Here is a 16,761-nt window from a genome sequence, read left to right as displayed (position 1 = left end):
GGCGCACCCCCATGCGCTCTTCGCGAACACATCAAGCGCGAACCGCGCTTCCGCCCCGAATCAAACTGCCGGAACCTCGCGGCTCCGGCAGCATTGCATCGCTTGGATCAGGCGGCCAGACCTGTTTGTCCGGCCGATCGACCGCTACTGGTTAAGAACAGCCTTCTCCGGATTGGGCGGGAAGGACGGATCCGTCTTCTGGCCGCGCAGCAGCTGCTCGGCATAGATGAGCTGCAGATCGTCCTTCGGATCCGGCGGCACATAGGCGGCCGAGCCCGAGCCGGTCGAGCTCTCGTCGGCGCCCTTGATATGGCCCTTGAGATCCGATTCGCCGCGCGTCAGGTCCCTGCCCTGCAACTCAGGCGGGAGCGGCTGGTCGACCTTGATGTCGGGCGTGATGCCCTTGCCCTGGATCGACTTGCCGGACGGGGTGTAATAGAGCGCCGTCGTCAGCCGCAGCGCACCGTTCTCGCCGAGCGGGATGATGGTCTGCACCGAGCCCTTGCCGAAGGACTGCGTGCCGACCACCGTCACACGGCGCAGATCCTGCAGCGCGCCGGCGACGATCTCGGACGCACTGGCCGAGCCGCCGTTGACGAGCACGATCATCGGCTTGCCGTTGATGTCGTCGACCTGCTTGGGCTTGGCGTCGAAGCGGGTGACATCCTTCGGATCGCGGCCCCGCGTCGAGACGATCTCGCCACGCTTGAGGAAGGCGTCTGACACGCTCACCGCCTGGTCGAGCAGGCCGCCCGGATTGAGGCGCAGATCGAGCACGTAGCCCTTCAGCTTGTCGTCCGGCACCTGCTTCTTGATGGTTTCGATGGCGTTCTCGAGATCGTCATAGGTCTTTTCGGTGAAGGAGGTGATCTTCATGTAGCCGATGTCGTTCTCGACCCGGAACTTGACCGCCTTGACCTTGATGATGTCGCGCACCACCGTCAGCTCGATCGGCTTGTCGGCGCCCTGGCGCAGGATGGTGAGCTTGATCGGCGTGTTGACCAGGCCGCGCATCTTCTCGACCGCATCGTTGAGGGTCAGGCCACGAACCTCTTCACCGTCGATCTTGGCGATATAGTCGCCAGCGAGCACGCCCGCCTTGGCTGCCGGCGTGTCATCGATCGGCGTGATGACCTTGACCAGGTCGTTTTCCATGGTGACCTCGATGCCGAGGCCGCCGAACTCACCCTTGGTCTGCACGCGCATGTCCTGCGCCTGCTCGGCGTTCATGTAGGACGAGTGCGGGTCAAGCGAGGCAAGCATGCCGTTGATGGCGTTCTCGACCAGCGACTTGTCGTCGGGCGGCGTCACATACTGGGCCCGCACGCGTTCGAAGATGTCGCCGAAGATCGCCAGTTGCTTGTAGGTCTCGGACCCTGCAGCGTTCGCCGTTGAGCCGGGCGCGCCATAGACAAGGCTCATGGCGGACGCGCCCATCAGCGCACCGGCAAACAGAAGCGACAGTTTCCGCATCATTTCACGTCCTTCCAGAAAAACGGTCCGCCCACCATGGGGTCGGATCGACGGGTTTTCCATCCTTGCGGAACTCTACATAGAGTTCCGGCGTGGCATCGAAAGTCTTCGTCGCCGAGGTGCTTGCCACCCTGGCCTCTGCCATCGCGCCGACCGGCTCTCCTGCGAGCACTGACTGGCCAGTCGCGACACTGATTCTGCTCATCCCCGCCAGGACGACATGATAGCCGTCACCTGCGTTCAGGATCAAGAGTTGACCGTAAGAGCGAAACGGCCCCGCATAAAGTACATTCCCATCCGCCGGCGCGGTGACGATGGCTCCGGATTGTGTCGCAACCATGTCGCCCTGCATCACCGCGCCGTTACCGTCATCGGTGCCGAACTTCCGCTTGATCTTGCCCGTAACCGGCAACCCGATCTGCCCTTGCAGCGTCGAAAACGGCGTTGCCGCCGTAAGGCGATTGGCCTCCGGCACAGGCAGCGACGCGAGCTCCGCTGGTGCCCCTGCCTTGTCATCGCCGGTCGCCTTGGCGTCGGCCGCCGCCTGGCGCGCGGCCTCCGCCGCCTTGCGGTTCCTGTCAGCCTCGGTTTCCAGCGAGGCAATCAAATCCTTCAGGCTGGTGGCCTTGGCCGCAAGGTCCTGGGATCGCTGCTTCTCGGCGGCCAGTTCCGTTTCCGTGTCCGATTCGAGCTTCTGCTTGGCCTCGAGCAGCATACTCAATCGCTTCTTTTCGGCCACCTGGTCCCCGACCGCCGCCGTCAGCCGCGCCCGCTCGGCCTCGATCGAGGCCGTCACCCGCGCCTGCTCCTTGAGGTCGGCCAGCAATGTGTCGGTCTGCTGGCGCAGTTCCGGCACGACGGCGCCCAGCAGGATGGCGCTGCGCACCGAAGACAGCGCGTCCTCCGGCTTCACCAGGATCGCCGGCGGCGGGTTGAGCCCCATGCGCTGCAGGGCGCCGAGCACCTCGGCCAGCACGTCGCGACGCGCCAGCAGCGAGGCTCGGATCTTCTGCTCCTGGTCCTTCAGCCCTTCCAGCTTGCCGCCGATGTCCTCGATGTCCTGGCCGAGCTTCTGCTCGGTCATCGCCGACTGGATCAGCGCCGCCGTGATCGAGGCATGGTCCTTCTTGACCGCCGCGATGTCGGCGGCAAGCTTGGCCAGCCGCTCGGACGACAGCGTGATCTCCTTCGACACCCGCTCGTACTCGGCGCGGCTCTGGTCCGGATCGGGTGCCGTGTCAAGCGTGCTCTCGGCCCGCACCGCACCGAGCGACAGCACGATAGCCGCCACTGCCACGCCGCAGCGCGTGCGCCAATAGCCCGCTCTCGATTTCCAGTGTTCAGACATTGAAGCCCGATTCTATGCGTGGCTTCGTTAACGAACCATCAACCATGTTCGAAAGCCCCCTGTGTGCGCGATATCGCTGTATATTGGGGCAAAAATCCGGGCGGCCGGCGCTTATCCACTGGCGGATATCCGGTCCGTTCACGACCGATGGTATGGATGGCCAGACAGGATCGTGGCGGCCCGGTAGAGTTGCTCGCCCAGCATGACCCGGACCAGTTGGTGCGGCCATGTCATCATGCCGAACGACAATACCAGGTCGGCCTGATCGCGCAGCGATTGATCGTGGCCATCGGCGCCGCCAATGGCGATGACCATCGCCTTGCGGCCGCCGTCGCGCAGCAGACCGATACGCCCGGCGAAATCTTCCGATGAGAACCCCTTGCCGCGCTCATCGAGCAATATCAGCGCGGTGCCCTGCTGCAGCAGGGTCTGCAGTTTCTGGCCTTCCTCGCGCCGGCGCTCATTGGCGGTCTGGGCGCGACCTTCCGCGATCTCGGCAATGCCGGAAAATTCCAGCCCGACCGCAGGGCCGCTCTTGGCGAAGCGCTCGAAATAACGGTCGGCGAGCTCCTTCTCGGGGCCGGCTTTCATCCGGCCCACGGCATGAACGGTAATCTTCATCCTTGCCTCGAAGAGACGCTCAGTGGCGGGTCTCTTCCTCTAGGTCCGGCGACTGCCACATCTTTTCCAGATTGTAGAATTCGCGAACTTCGGGGCGGAAGACATGGACGATGATGTCGCCGGAATCGATCAGGACCCAGTCGGCGCCTGCCAGTCCTTCAACGCGCGCCGTGCCGAGACCGGCATCCTTGAGCGCCTTGAGGAGATGATCGGCGACAGCCGCGACATGACGATGCGATCGGCCCGATGCGACGACCATATAGTCGCCGAGGCTCGATTTTCGCTGAATGTCGATTGAGACGATGTTTTCGGCCTTGGAGTCTTCCAGACTGACAAGGACTGTCTTGATGGCGCGAGACACGGCGTCGTTTACGCTGATCTCGGCCGGCGAAGGCACGATGTCGGCCTTCTTCCGCAGTGCTGTTCTCAGTGTATTTCCTTTCGCAGCAAGAACAACCAAATCACCCTTCAAAGCAGGTGACACCGCTTAGATAGGCAGAGTTCCGTTGCAGTTTCAAGACGGACGCCCACTATGCCTGAACGTATCGCCGTCACTGTGGTTCCGCTGCACTCCCGAAAAGATCGGAACCCACGCGGCCTGCATGGGTTATCGGCTCATCGACCAACCGGAATTCCACCATGCCGATCGACCCGCAAAACGCCCTCCTCACCGTCCAGGCCGGCCTCGCGCAGCTCTCAACGCTGATCGTCTCCTACGCCTTCTCGGCCATCGGCGCCGTCATCCTGCTGGTTGTGGGCTACATCGTCGCCGGCCTTGCGGAGCGCTCCATCTTCGCCGGCCTCGGCCACATCCACGGCTTCGACGCGACGTTGCGGCATTTCTTCTCGAAGATCGTCCGCTATGCCATCCTCATCCTCGTCACCATCATGGTACTCGGCCAGTTCGGCGTGCAGACCGCGTCGATCATCGCCGCGATCGGCGCCATTGGCCTGGCCATCGGGCTGGCGCTGCAGGGCACGCTGCAGAACATCGCCGCGGGCATCATGTTGCTGGCGCTGCGGCCGTTCCGCATTGGCGAATCCGTCGAGGTCGGTTCGATCGCTGGCACCGTCGAGGAGATCGGCCTGTTCGCGACAAGCCTGCGCACCGCCGACGGCATCTATGTTCTGGCGCCCAATTCGACGCTGTGGAACCAACCGGTGCGCAACTTCACCCGCAACGGCGTGCGTCGTGGCGACGTCACGCTCAGCATCGGCTCCTGGAACGACATCGACCGGGCACAGAAGACGCTGCTCGCCATTGCCGCCGCCGAGCGGCGGGTCAAGCGCGATCCCGCGCCCATCGCCTTCGTGGCGACCCTGGGCGACAGTACGGTCTCCATTGCCCTGCGCTACTGGACATTATCAGCGGATTTCTTCGCCACCCAGACCGATCTCACCAAGCGCGCCAAGCAGGAATTCGACTCAGAGGGCATTTCGATCCCGCTGCCACCACCGGAAGCGCCGCAACCGGAAGCGCGGAGGCAATAATCAACTGTCCCTGTGCCGGGCATGCTCCTCGGGCGCGAAGGCGAGCTCCACCGGCAGGGGCGCCTGCGCAGTCATCGGCGCGAACGTACCGGTCTCGGCGGCGGGAACAGCCTGCGTCGTGACCACGCGCCACAAAACGAACAGGCAGAAGGCGGCGGCGATGACAATGGCCACATAGATGAAGGCCTGCGTTCCATAGATGGCCGAAAGCGCGGTGATGATGCCCGGCACGATGAAACCCGCCAGCGACCAGGCAAACAAAAGAGAACTGGACAGCGCCACCATATCGTCCTTGCCGGCGCGATCGGCGGCATGGGCGCTGGAGAGCGAATAGATCGATTCCGACGCGCCGTCCCAGATGATGTAGATGACCACCAGCGCCGCCAACGCCCCGCCATCGAATGCCAGCGCAAGGAAGCCCGCGGCCATGGCGAGCATCGAGGCGGCCATCAGCACATAGCGACGATCGGTGCGGTCCGAAATCCAGCCGAGTGGAATCTGCAGGATAAGCGTGCCGACCGGCATCGCCGAAAGCAGCAGCGCCACATCGGCCTGGCTGTACCCCTTGGCCGTGGCATGGATCGGCGCGAAACCGGCAATCGCCATGGACAGGCCGCCGACGGCAAGCATGCCGGCGACGCCCACGGGAGAGATGCGCCAGGCGCGCACCAGTGCAACGGATGCTGCCTGCGGCGCCGGCGGCTGGGCAAGCCGGGTCAGCCCGACGGGGAGGATCGACAATGCCGTGAAGACGATGCCGATCAGCGGCGCATCCGCTGTCTTGATGTCGACAAGAGCCAAAGTCGCATAGCCGACGCCGAGTCCCGCGACATAGGCGACGTAGAAGAAAGCCATCACCCTGCCGCGTATGGCATTGGCGACGGCGTCGTTCAGCCAGCTTTGCGCGACGATGAACAGGCCGCATATGGCGAAGCCGTAGAGCGCGCGGGCGGCAATCCACACAAGTGGATGCGGGCCGGCGCCGACAGCGGCATTGGCCAAGGCGATCAGCGCCGACAGCACCATGAAGACGCGGGCGTGCCCCACCCTTTGCACCAGCGGTCCGGTCAGGATACAGCCGGCAAGACCACCGGCGGAAAGGCCGGTAATGATCAGCCCGGCCCAGGTCGGATCGAATCCCTCGGCACCGAGACGGACCGGGATGTAGGCGAACATCAGCCCGTTGCCGACCGCGATCAGCGCCATCGACACGATAACGCTGGCAATGGCGATCAGAGGCGTGGATTCGCCACCCTGTTCCGGATCAATGCTGGTGCGGTTTTTCACGGATATCGTCATACCCGCTCAAGATTGCTCATGAAACAGGCAGAGGGAGCCATAAAAGCGACATTGGCAGGCGGCCCGGCTCACTCCTTCGCCATCTTCCGGATCGCGCTCGACGACAGCGATGAGCGCGGGCCGTGGATGAACGTCCAGGCCGGCGCCTTCATCCGGGCAAGACGCGGCGCATCGCCTTCATCGACGCGCGCATAGTCGAAGGTCTTGGCGACGACCGACGACAGGAACGACAGTGTCGCTCCAGGACGGTCGATGACGGCGATCGGGAAGGTCATGACGATCTGGCGCCAGCGTTGCCAGCGGTGGAAGTCACGCAGCGAGTCCGCACCCATGATCCAGACGAAATCGACACCGGGATTGCGCGCCTTGACCAGCGCCAGCGTATCGGCGGTGTAGCGGACATGATGGGCGGCTTCGAAGGCGGTGACCTTGATCTTCGGGTTCTTGGCGATCTGCTCCGACAGTTGCAGCCGCTCCGCCAGCGGCGCCAGTTCCCGTACGCTTTTCAGCGGATTGCCAGGCGTCACCATCCACCACAACTGATCAAGCGCCAGACGCCGCAGCGCGATCTCGGCGACCAGCGCGTGGCCGGCATGCGGCGGATTGAACGAGCCGCCGAACAGGCCGACGGCCAGCCCCTTTTCGGCATGCGGCATGTGAAGATAGCGGGAGGGCACGGTGTGTTCGGGCTGCGAAAGCATGATGCTATGCGCCCCCCTCTGCCCTGCCGGGCATCTCCCCCTCAAGGGGGGAGATTGGTGGTCTCACGGGCGGCCCAAATCCCGCAAGGTTGGGAATTGGCGAAACCGCGGTCGACCGCCAATCTCCCCCCTTGAGGGGGAGATGCCCGGTAGGGCAGAGGGGGGTCGACGCGCGCACGCCTCAGGCTCTAGTGGCGAACGGCTTCAAGGCCTCACCTGGCCCGACCCGCGCACGCGGTATTTGAATGAGGTCAGCTGCTCGACGCCGACCGGCCCACGCGCATGCATCTTGCCGGTGGCGATGCCGATCTCGGCGCCCATGCCGAATTCGCCGCCATCGGCGAACTGCGTCGAGGCGTTGTGCAGCAGGATCGCCGAATCGATTTCGTTGAAGAAACGTTCCACGGCCCGCGCATCCTCGGCGACGATCGCCTCGGTGTGATGCGACGAGAACGTCTCGATATGCTCGATCGCACCGGCAACGCCGTCCACCAGCTTCACCGCGATGATGGCGTCGAGATACTCGGTCACCCAGTCGGCGTCATCAGCAGGCTTGGCGTCGGAACACCTTCAGCACTTCGGCGTCGGCATGAATCTCGCAACCCGCGGCGCGCAACGCGTCAAGGATCGGCACCACATGTGTTGAAGCGACAGCGCGATCAATCAGCAGCGTCTCGGCGGCGCCGCAGACGCCGGTGCGCCGCATCTTGGCGTTGACGGCGATCTTGATGGCCATGTCGAGCTTGGCCGAGCGGTCGATATAGAGATGGCAGATGCCTTCGAGATGGGCGAAGACCGGCACCCGAGCCTCGTTCTGGACGCGCTCGACAAGGCTTTTTCCGCCGCGCGGAATGATGACGTCCAGCGTGCCGCCAAGGCCTCTCAGCATTTCGCCGACGGCGGCGCGGTCGGTGGTCGGTACAAGTTGGATGGCGTCTTCCGGCAAGCCGGCGGCCATCAGCCCGTCGACGAGGCAGGCGTGGATGGCGGAAGAAGAATTGAGCGAATCCGAGCCGCCGCGCAGGATGACAGGATTGCCGGCCTTGAGGCAGAGCGCCCCGGCATCCGCCGTGACGTTCGGCCGGCTCTCATAGATCACGCCGATGACGCCAAGCGGCGTGCGCACGCGTTCGATATGCAGGCCGTTCGGCCGATGCCATTCGGCGATCAGATCGCCGACCGGATCGCGCAGTTCGGCGATCTCGCGGATGCCCTGAGCCATGGCTTGGACACGCGCCGGCGTCAGCCTCAACCGATCCATGGAGGCGACGGACAGGCCCGATTCCTCGCCATTCGAAATGTCGATGGCATTGGCTTCGAGAATGTCGCGCTCCCGGGCAACGATCGCCTCCGCCATGGCGACAAGCGCCGCATTCTTTTGTTCGGTCGCGGCAATGGCCAGCGGTCGGGCGGCGGCGCGGGCGCGGCGGCCGATATCAGCCATGACAGCCACAGTGTCATCCCCGGATTTTTCATGCAGCTTCAGCATGGCTTATCCTCCGCTAATATCGCCACCAGCCAGTACTTGGTCGGCAGCCGGTACTTGGTCACCAGCAAAGCTCACCACAAGATCGTCGCGGTGGATCATCGCCGAACGCGCCTCATAGCCAAGCACGGTTTCAATTTCGGCTGTCTTCAGGCCAGCGATCCTTACGGCATCGGCGGCATCATAGGCAACCAGCCCGCGCGCGATCTCGCGGCCCTCGGGCGACAGGATCGCCACGGTGTCGCCACGCGCGAAATTGCCGCTGACCAGCTTGACCCCGGCCGGGAGCAAGGACTTGCCCGACTTCAGCGCGCCGATGGCTCCGGCATCGACGGTCAGCCGCCCTGCCGGTTCGAGCTGGCCGGCAATCCAGGTCTTGTAACCCTTCACCGGATTGCTGCTCGGCCGGAAGAAGGTCGCTCGCTCGCCGCGCTCGATCGCCATCAGCGGCGACAGGCGCGTGCCCGACGTGATGATCATGGCCGTTCCGGCGGCGGTGGCGATCTTGCCGGCATCGAGTTTTGTCCGCATGCCGCCGCGCGACAATTCGGAAGCCGCCGCACCCGCCATCGCCTCGATGTCCGGCGTGATGCGATCGACCACCGGAATGAATTTGGCATCGGGGTCGCGAGCCGGCGGCGCGGTATAGAGGCCGTCAATATCGGAAAGCAGCACCAGGAGGTCAGCGCCCATCATGGTGGCGACTCGCGCCGCCAGCCGGTCATTGTCACCGTAGCGGATTTCGGAGGTTGCCACCGTGTCGTTCTCGTTGATGACCGGCACCGCCTTCATCTTGAGCAGCGTCGAGATCGTCGCCCGCGCATTGAGGTAGCGGCGGCGCTCTTCCGTATCGCCGAGCGTCAGCAGGATCTGGCCCGATTTCAGGCCACCCTTGCCAAGCGCGTCCGACCAGGCACCGGCCAGCGCGATCTGGCCAACGGCGGCGGCCGCCTGGCTTTCCTCCAGTTTCAGCGCCCGCTTGCCGAGGCCGAGAATGGTGCGGCCAAGCGCAATGGCGCCGGACGACACGACGAGGATCTCGGCGCCGCCAGCGGCCAGCACCGCGATGTCATCAGCCAGCGAGGCCAGCCAGTCGCGCTTCAGGCCTGTCGCACGGTCGACGAGCAACGCCGAGCCGATCTTGACGGTGATGCGCCGGTATTTCTTCAGCGACTGCATGGCACTACTTGTCCCAGCGCGTCTCGACCGGCGCCGCGATCTTGTCGCGCGCTTCGGCCACCACCGACATCAGCGCCCGCAGCACCGTCTCGACACCTTCGCCGGTGACGGCGGACAACAGCATCGGCGCGCGGCCGGCGGCGCGCTTCAGGGACGCGACCTTCTTCTTGCGCGCATCGGCATCGAGCGTATCGACCTGGGAAAGCGCCACGATCTCGACCTTGTCGGTGAGGCCATTGCCATAGGCTTCGAGTTCGGCGCGCACGGTCTTGTAGGCCTTGCCGGGATTTTCCTCCTGCGCCGAGACCAGATGCAGCAGCACGCGCGTGCGCTCGACATGGCCGAGGAACCGGTCGCCGATGCCGACGCCCTCATGCGCGCCTTCGATCAAACCGGGAATATCGGCGATGACGAATTCGCGCGCATCGATGCGCGCAACGCCAAGGCCGGGATGCAGCGTGGTGAACGGATAGTCGGCGATCTTCGGCTTGGCCGCGGTGACGGCCGCCAGGAAAGTCGACTTGCCGGCATTGGGCAGCCCGACCAGCCCGGCATCGGCGATCAGCTTCAGCCGCAGCCAGATGTTGAGCTCTTCGCCCGGCAGGCCGGGATTGGCACGGCGCGGCGCCTGGTTGGTCGAGGTCTTGAAATGCTGGTTGCCAAAGCCGCCATTGCCGCCCTTGGCCAGCAGGAAGCGCTGGCCGACCACTGTCAGGTCGCAGATCAGCGTTTCGTTGTCTTCCTCGAACACCTGCGTTCCCGCCGGCACTTTCAGCGTGACATCGGCGCCCTTGGCGCCGGTCATGTTGCGGCCCATGCCGTGAATGCCGGTCTTGGCCTTGAAATGCTGCTGGTAGCGATAGTCGATCAGCGTGTTCAGCCCGTTGACCGCTTCCAGCCAGACATCGCCGCCCCGCCCGCCGTCGCCGCCGTCGGGTCCGCCGAACTCGATGAATTTTTCGCGCCGGAACGACACCGAACCGGCGCCGCCGTCGCCGGAGCGTATGTAAACCTTGGCTTGATCTAGAAATTTCATTGGATTGCAGTTTCTTTTATTGGCCTTGCGGCATTGCTCTAAACCTTAGCCCTTGCTCTAAACCAAGGCGGGGCGAAGGGCGAGGCCGTTTTGTCAGTGCGGCAGGAGAGATGGCGCAATGAAGGTCGTAACCTACAATATCCAGTACGGCATCGGCCTCGACGGACAATACGACGTCGAGCGCATTGCGGACGCCGTGCGCGGCGCTGACGTCATCGCGCTGCAGGAGGTGACCCGCAACAACCCCAGGAACAGCGGACGCGACATGGTGGCCGAACTGGGGGAGGCGCTGCCGGACTATTTCGCCGTCTATGGCAGCAATTTCGAGGCCAATATCGGTTCGCGCATCGAGAACGGCCGCGCTGTCACCACGACCTTCCAGCTCGGCAACATGGTTCTGTCGAAGACGCCCATTCATCTGTCGCGCAATCTGCTTCTGCCGCGCAGCCGCAGCTTCGAGGTCATGAATTTCCAGCGCGGCGCGCTGGAGGCGCTGATCGAGACGCCGCTTGGTTTCATCCGCTTCTATTCCATTCATCTCGATCACCGCAGCCCGGTCGAACGCGCCAGCCAGATCCAGTTCCTGCGCCAGCGCCTGCTGAACTATGCGCTCGAAGGCGGCGCGCTGTCCGGCGTCGCCGAGATCGGCCTGCCGGAATTGCCCCATCCCGAAGCCTTTGTCGCCATGGGCGATTTCAACATGCTGGCTGCTTCACCCGAATATGTCGAACTCGCCGGTCGGCCCGACCATGAATTCGGCATGCCGCTGACCGCCGACTTTGCCGTTGATGCCGCTCTGCGCCTCAACGTGGCTGATCTCGCCACCTGGGTCGATCCCAAACGGCCCGAGGATGCCAGCCGCCACAAGCGCATCGACTACGTCTTCACCAGTGCTTCGCTTGCCCGCTCGCTGAAGCGCCTTTGGGTGGACCGGCAAGCCGCCGGCTCCGACCATTTGCCGGTCTGGATCGAACTGGCCTGATGGCTGTTCATCCAGCGGCATTTTCGCGTTCGACAATCGCCATCACGATCGCATCCCGGTATTCCCCGTCGACATGGAGAGCGTCGCGCTGCACTCCCTCCCTGACAAACCCGACCCTGTCGTAAAGCGAGATGGCGCGAGCATTGTCGGAATGCACGGAAAGCTCGATGCGGACAAAGCCGGCCTTGCGTGCTTGCTCCAGGGTCGCATTGATAAGCTTCAGTCCGAGGCCACGCCCCCGATAAGCGGGGACAATGCCCATTCCAAGCGTACCGCGATGGGCGTATGGGCGGATCATGGCGAGTGATATCGCACCAACCGACTACCTCGTCACCAACAACGGCTACAACCCTTGGGTCGCCTCTCTCGATACAGCCCGTCACGAATGGAAGGGTCTGCTCCAGGGGCGGCGCCTCAAGCATGGTCAATTACTTTCGCTCGCGCGCAACGACATCGAGCGCGCGATGAAAATTTTCGACATGCCTGGGCGTCATCGGCGTGATCGCGACTGTTTCAATATCGCTGCTGCCATCGACCATCAGCTTGACCGCCATGACCTCAGGCTGGTCCAGGTCTTCCTGTCGAGCCGGTAGCGCTCGACCGGCACCTGGCCGGCGACGATCGAATTCAGCATGCCCTGTCCCGCATACTGGAAGCCGCACTTGTGGATGACCCGGCGCGAGGCCGGATTGATGACCCGCGTCGAGGCATGCAGCACCTGGATCGTCGTCTTCTGGAAAGCGAGATCGACCAGCGCATGCGCGGCCTCCGTCGCATAGCCACGCTTCCAGTGGGGCTCGCCGATCCAGTAGCCGAGTTCCAGCCCGCGATCGGTGGTGTTGAGGCCGGCGCAGCCGACGAATGTGTCGCTGCCTGCCAGCGTCAAGGCATAGGCGACGCCGGCACGGCGCGACTTTGTCATGGCGAGGAAGGCACGCGCCTCGGCCTCGCCATAGGGGTGCGGCATGCGGGCCAGCATTTGTGCGACGTGGCGGTTGTCAGCGAGTTCGACCAGTTGCGCGATGTCGTCTTCGCGCGGCGCACGCATCACCAGCCGCTCGGTGACCAGCGCAGGGCAGTCTATCGCGTAACTTTCGTCGTCGGTGTCTTCAGCTTCAGCAACCATTTGAGTTCTCCAGGCGCAAGAAAAAGGGGAGATGGAAACCCATCTCCCCTGATCCTTTTCCTGGCTTTTCCAGACACCGGTTCCCGAGATGGGCGCCGGTGTTCTAGTGCGGAACCGGCTACTCCGCGGCTTTGGTAATCGGGTTCACCGATACGTAGGTTCGGCCATTGGCTTTTTTGTTGAACGTCACGGCGCCGGTTTCGAGCGCGAAAAGCGTGTGGTCCGTGCCCATGCCGACATTGACGCCGGGATGCCACGTGGTGCCGCGTTGACGAATGATGATGTTGCCCGGGATGACGGCTTCGCCGCCGAACTTCTTCACGCCCAGACGCTTGGAATGCGAGTCGCGACCGTTGCGCGACGAGCCGCCAGCTTTCTTGTGTGCCATCTAACTAACTCCGTTGCGCCGCAAGGCGCCTAAAAGGCCTTATGAACGCCTTCGCGTTCCGTTTCAAGTCCGATCCGGCGACCTAATCGCCAGAAAATTACTTCGCCAATTCCTTGGCCTGTTCACGCCAGTCCTTGATCTGGTCGGCGCTGAACGGCATGTGCTCGTCGATCTTGGCGACATCCTTGTCGGACAGCTTGGCGAGCTGGGCGAAGGTGATGATGCCCTGCTCGTTCAGATCCTTGGCTGCGACCGGGCCGATGCCCTTGATCACGGTCAGGTCGTCCGGTTCGCCCTTCGGCGCCTTGAACAACGGCGCTGCTGCCTCAGTTGTCTCGGCGGCCTTGGCTGCCTTCTTCGGAGCAGACTTTCCCTCGGCCTTCTTCGACGGCTTGGCGCCATCCAGCAAGATCTCGGAGATCCGCACGGTGGTCAAAAGCTGGCGATGGCCGATCTTGCGGCGCGAATTCTGCCGGCGGCGCTTCTTGAAAGCGATGACGGTGCGGTTCTTGCCCTGCTCGACGACTTCGGCGGTAACCAAAGCGCCTTCCACGAACGGCGCGCCGAACGTGACATTTTCGCCCTCGCCATGCGCGAGCACGTGGCCGATCTCGACGATATCGCCGACATTGGCTTCGACTTTTTCGATCTTCAGGAGATCGTTGGCGGCTACGCGATACTGCTTGCCGCCCGTTTTAATGACTGCGAACATTTTTTGCCTTTCGCTGTTCGGTCGGCCTTGATGAACCGCTTCAGGCGGTTCGGCCGTCTTTTTGTCAGTCTGCGGGTTCAAAAAACAAGCGGCGCGGAAGATCCCTCCACGCCGATTGCGCGCTGTCCCTAACCGAAGGCCGGGTTGAAGTCAAGGCAAGCGACCAAGAGATTGCCAGCGCGACCCACCGTTTGCCGGCTTGGGGCATCCGCGCCGACATGGCCGCACCACATCTGCCTCCTGCCATCAGGAGGCAAGGCCAACGTGATGCCATCGCGCCCCGGCGGCCGGCGCTGACCGGAGCCGATCGCGGCTCCCTTCCCCGGCAAAACCACCCCTTATCCAAGAAGCTGAGAAAGCGTCGGATTTGGCCTTGTAACCTGTCCGTACAGCCGTTATCTAGTGCGCCGCGCCGGCAACGGCCGACCATGACCGCGGAGAGGTGGCAGAGTGGTCGAATGCACCGCACTCGAAATGCGGCATGGGTGCAAGCCCATCGGGGGTTCGAATCCCTCCCTCTCCGCCAATGTCCCAGACGCCGTGTTTTTATAAGAAAATCAACGCCTTAGCGACTGGCCATAAAAGCGCTGTGTCCCAGTATTGTGTCCCAAATTAGTCGGCGCTGCCAGTTTCCTGGTCTGCCGGTAATGGGTCCGAGACGCGCTCCAGACGTACTCCGGGCCGATCCCAATTTCGCAACCGCTTCCGCTTTAGCCCGAACTTGCCCGCCACAGCGCGGTCAATCGAGACGGCACTCCCAACGGCAGCGCCTTGAAACCTCGCATACCAGTCGAAATCTATGTGCAGTCGTTCGCCTAGAACTGGCTTGAGGCCTTGGGCATTGTCTACTCTTTCAAGGAATACTGAGTTCACATAGCCTCGATTGTGGACGTAGATGTTTCTGACTTCCATAAACAGAACCAGCATGTCTCTGGTAGAAGCATCGCCGAAAGCTGATATCCCGAGGCGATCTTGGAAGTATTGCTCCATCTTTTTCATCCCGCCGTAGGAAAGCTCATTGACCTTCTTGTCGATGAGATATTCAACCAACTCTGTCCGACGCCGGAAATGCATCAGATCGTCGATCTTTATCGACTCTGAGGACTTCAACAACTCGGGACGCTTCTTGATCGCCATTTGAATGATTTTGGACAGATACCAAAGGAATGAGTCGGCGGTGCCGGTGACTAGGTTTCGCGCGTTAAGGGTTGCGTATTGGGCTAGGCGCTTTGCCATCGCATCAGGATTGTCCAAAGTCTTCTGATACTTCAGATAGTCCTCTGAAGCGGGGTCCATTGCCTTCAAGAGGGCTTTTGCGGCCCGCACCCGGTTCTCGTCCACCCCGTGCGCAAGCGTCACAGAAAACATGAACATATTGAAGATGTCCGAACAGTCTTTGACGAACGTCTGCAGCGCCCCAGTTCCTAGCTCCTTGCGGTCTGGAAAGTATAGCCAGGGACGCTCGGACGTCTCGGGAGGGGGTACCGACATATCATAGCTGCTTGTTGCGAGCCGCTTGTCTTCTTCTAGCTGAGTCGCTAGCGACGCGCTCCCCGACAATATGAACCGTTGTCAGCAAGGATCGCTCCGGGACTCTATCGTGCGGCCCTCTCTAGCACCCTCATTACCTGAGTTGCCGACCACCGGCCGCCCCGTGAGGTCTTCGCCCCCATGTCGTTCATCGTGTCGGCAATGGCGGCGAGGGTCTGGCCGGCGCTCCGCAAGGGGCCGATAATCCGCATCGCCTTTTCCGCTTCGGCCTTCGCCTTTCGCTGTACCGCCTCGTTGCGCTTCTTGGTCTTGTCCCGGAGGCCGCCAAGTCGGACGCCCCGGTCCTTTGCTGCCTTCAGGGCCGCCTTAGTGCGCTCCGAGATGAACTTGCGCTCCTGCTCCGCCAGGGCGGCATAGAGGTGGAGCTGGAAGGGGTCAGCGTTCGGCATCTGGGCCACCCTGAGGCGGACCTTCTTGTCTTTGATGAGGGTGGCGATGAAGGCCACGTCTCGGCTTAAGCGGTCCAGCTTGGCGACCAGAAGCTCCGCCCCCGTGGCCCTCACCATCCTGATCGCCTCCGCCAGTTGTGGCCGGTCGTCGCTACCCCCGGAGAGCACGTCCTGAAAGCGCCCTATGACCTCCCACGGGACTTCCGAGAAGGTCTCCAGGTAAATGCCTATGTCGCGCTCTTGTGCCTCCAGGCCTAGCCCGCTGCGGCCCTGCTCCTCCGTGCTGACCCGCGTATAGACCACGTACTGCTTCATTGCCTTGCCCCTGTCCGATGGCTTCAAGGGGAGTCTAGGTGGGATTTTACAAATGTCAACGAAGGTTGTGACTGTAACATTGCTTTGATGGGATGCCCCGCCAGATAGAGGGCGTGCCGTTTGGACTGCCTGGGGTGGCACGGGGGGAAGTCCGTCCGCTGTCACGTAAATTGGAGCCCTCGCGTAAGGCACCCGTTGCAGCAATCCGGTATCTGAGCCTGTGCTTTATCAATTGAGATGTGCTATTTCCCAGGCTCTTACAGGTTTTGGGGAGCAAGATGACTACAGACAATTGGATAGCCATTGCTGGCATCGTAGTGGTGTTAGTGGTCGGGGTTGGGGGTTGGTTTGCTGTACAGTCGCGCAAGAAACGCCACGTTCAGAAGCAGGTGACCAAGGGTGACGGCACGGTTATTCAGTCCGGCAGAGATACCAAAATCAACAGATGACCGAACAATCTCAGGAGACTAAAGGCGGACTGGGCATTCAGTCGGGACGCGACACTATCATTGGCATTTCTCCAGATCAGATGATGGAGATAATGACGCGTGTCATACGCGACGTGATCGTCTATCAAAATGAAGCAAAAACGATAGCCGATCAGCGCTTTGGCCTGCTGCCGGTTTCGTGGACACCGAGATAAGGTGTTTAACGGAACTGGAGA

General features: G+C 62.6%; 17 protein-coding genes, 1 tRNA gene and 2 pseudogenes. 5 read left to right on the top strand and 15 right to left on the bottom strand.

Features of this window, described 5'->3' with window-relative positions; translation table 11 throughout:
* Window positions 1–144: 144 nt before the first annotated feature.
* The 4 genes from LGH82_RS21725 to rsfS all read right to left on the bottom strand — a co-directional run bounded on the left by LGH82_RS21725 (window position 145) and on the right by rsfS (window position 3,842).
* A complete protein-coding gene (locus tag LGH82_RS21725; protein WP_227344684.1) occupies window positions 145–1,476 on the bottom strand; it encodes a S41 family peptidase in 1,332 nt (443 codons plus the stop codon).
* A gap of 1 nt (window position 1,477) precedes the next feature.
* Window positions 1,478–2,821: a murein hydrolase activator EnvC family protein gene (locus LGH82_RS21720; protein ID WP_227344683.1), complete on the bottom strand. Its 1,344-nt coding sequence runs from the start codon at window positions 2,819–2,821 to the stop codon at window positions 1,478–1,480.
* 138 nt (window positions 2,822–2,959) lie between these two features.
* Window positions 2,960–3,442 (bottom strand): 23S rRNA (pseudouridine(1915)-N(3))-methyltransferase RlmH, encoded by a 483-nt coding sequence (rlmH, locus tag LGH82_RS21715; RefSeq protein WP_227344682.1) that lies wholly within the window; start codon window positions 3,440–3,442, stop codon window positions 2,960–2,962.
* A gap of 19 nt (window positions 3,443–3,461) precedes the next feature.
* Window positions 3,462–3,842: a ribosome silencing factor gene (gene rsfS / locus LGH82_RS21710; RefSeq protein WP_413771474.1), complete on the bottom strand. Its 381-nt coding sequence runs from the start codon at window positions 3,840–3,842 to the stop codon at window positions 3,462–3,464.
* 239 nt (window positions 3,843–4,081) lie between these two features.
* On the opposite strand from rsfS, the gene LGH82_RS21705 reads away from it, so the two are divergent.
* Window positions 4,082–4,933 (top strand): mechanosensitive ion channel family protein, encoded by an 852-nt coding sequence (locus LGH82_RS21705; protein ID WP_227344680.1) that lies wholly within the window; start codon window positions 4,082–4,084, stop codon window positions 4,931–4,933.
* On the opposite strand, the gene LGH82_RS21700 is transcribed toward LGH82_RS21705, so the two are convergent.
* From LGH82_RS21700 to obgE, 5 genes and pseudogenes are all read right to left on the bottom strand, one after another.
* The gene (locus LGH82_RS21700; RefSeq protein ID WP_227344679.1) at window positions 4,934–6,232 is read right to left on the bottom strand and encodes an MFS transporter; all 1,299 of its coding nucleotides are present in this window, start codon (window positions 6,230–6,232) and stop codon (window positions 4,934–4,936) included.
* Window positions 6,233–6,300: 68 nt separating this feature from the next.
* Window positions 6,301–6,888: a nicotinate-nucleotide adenylyltransferase gene (locus LGH82_RS21695; RefSeq protein ID WP_227349656.1), complete on the bottom strand. Its 588-nt coding sequence runs from the start codon at window positions 6,886–6,888 to the stop codon at window positions 6,301–6,303.
* A 249-nt stretch (window positions 6,889–7,137) separates the two neighbouring features.
* Window positions 7,138–8,422, bottom strand: a pseudogene (locus tag LGH82_RS21690) (glutamate-5-semialdehyde dehydrogenase).
* Window positions 8,423–8,425: 3 nt separating this feature from the next.
* Window positions 8,426–9,598: a glutamate 5-kinase gene (gene proB / locus LGH82_RS21685; protein ID WP_227344678.1), complete on the bottom strand. Its 1,173-nt coding sequence runs from the start codon at window positions 9,596–9,598 to the stop codon at window positions 8,426–8,428.
* Window positions 9,599–9,602: 4 nt separating this feature from the next.
* On the bottom strand, window positions 9,603–10,634 hold the full coding sequence (gene obgE / locus LGH82_RS21680) for a GTPase ObgE (RefSeq protein WP_227344677.1): 1,032 nt from the start codon (window positions 10,632–10,634) through the stop codon (window positions 9,603–9,605).
* 118 nt (window positions 10,635–10,752) lie between these two features.
* On the opposite strand from obgE, the gene LGH82_RS21675 reads away from it, so the two are divergent.
* Window positions 10,753–11,616 carry an endonuclease/exonuclease/phosphatase family protein gene (locus LGH82_RS21675; protein ID WP_227344676.1) on the top strand — a complete coding sequence of 288 codons (864 nt, stop codon included), beginning with the start codon at window positions 10,753–10,755 and terminating at the stop codon, window positions 11,614–11,616.
* Between the two features lie 7 nt (window positions 11,617–11,623).
* On the opposite strand, the pseudogene LGH82_RS21670 reads toward LGH82_RS21675, so the two are convergent.
* The 4 genes and pseudogenes from LGH82_RS21670 to rplU all read right to left on the bottom strand — a co-directional run bounded on the left by LGH82_RS21670 (window position 11,624) and on the right by rplU (window position 13,842).
* Window positions 11,624–12,155, bottom strand: a pseudogene (locus LGH82_RS21670) (GNAT family N-acetyltransferase).
* Window positions 12,155–12,742, bottom strand: coding sequence for a GNAT family N-acetyltransferase (locus LGH82_RS21665; protein WP_227344675.1), 588 nt, complete (start codon window positions 12,740–12,742; stop codon window positions 12,155–12,157). Before LGH82_RS21665 ends, LGH82_RS21670 begins: the two are co-directional and overlap by 1 nt.
* A 118-nt stretch (window positions 12,743–12,860) precedes the next feature.
* The gene (gene rpmA, locus LGH82_RS21660; RefSeq protein WP_015315190.1) at window positions 12,861–13,130 is read right to left on the bottom strand and encodes a 50S ribosomal protein L27; all 270 of its coding nucleotides are present in this window, start codon (window positions 13,128–13,130) and stop codon (window positions 12,861–12,863) included.
* Between the two features lie 97 nt (window positions 13,131–13,227).
* On the bottom strand, window positions 13,228–13,842 hold the full coding sequence (gene rplU, locus LGH82_RS21655) for a 50S ribosomal protein L21 (RefSeq protein WP_227344674.1): 615 nt from the start codon (window positions 13,840–13,842) through the stop codon (window positions 13,228–13,230).
* Between the two features lie 436 nt (window positions 13,843–14,278).
* Here rplU and LGH82_RS21650 point away from each other — a divergent pair.
* A tRNA-Ser gene (locus tag LGH82_RS21650) sits at window positions 14,279–14,368 on the top strand.
* 86 nt (window positions 14,369–14,454) lie between these two features.
* Here LGH82_RS21650 and LGH82_RS21645 read toward each other — a convergent pair.
* Complete coding sequence (locus LGH82_RS21645; protein WP_227344673.1) at window positions 14,455–15,333, bottom strand: hypothetical protein; 879 nt, start codon at window positions 15,331–15,333, stop codon at window positions 14,455–14,457.
* 104 nt (window positions 15,334–15,437) lie between these two features.
* A complete protein-coding gene (locus tag LGH82_RS21640) occupies window positions 15,438–16,097 on the bottom strand; it encodes a recombinase family protein (RefSeq protein ID WP_227344672.1) in 660 nt (219 codons plus the stop codon).
* Window positions 16,098–16,375: 278 nt separating this feature from the next.
* On the opposite strand from LGH82_RS21640, the gene LGH82_RS21635 reads away from it, so the two are divergent.
* Both LGH82_RS21635 and LGH82_RS21630 read left to right on the top strand, forming a co-directional pair.
* Entirely contained in the window at window positions 16,376–16,546 is a 171-nt protein-coding gene (locus LGH82_RS21635) for an LPXTG cell wall anchor domain-containing protein (protein WP_227344671.1), read from the top strand.
* Window positions 16,543–16,740, top strand: a complete 198-nt coding sequence (locus LGH82_RS21630) for a hypothetical protein (protein WP_227344670.1) — start codon at window positions 16,543–16,545, stop codon at window positions 16,738–16,740. The genes LGH82_RS21635 and LGH82_RS21630 overlap by 4 nt, the downstream gene beginning before the upstream one ends.
* Window positions 16,741–16,761 lie beyond the last annotated feature (21 nt).

Source organism: Mesorhizobium sp. PAMC28654 (assembly GCF_020616515.1).
GTDB lineage: Bacteria > Pseudomonadota > Alphaproteobacteria > Rhizobiales > Rhizobiaceae > Mesorhizobium.
This window is presented reverse-complemented; position numbering and strand designations above follow the sequence as displayed.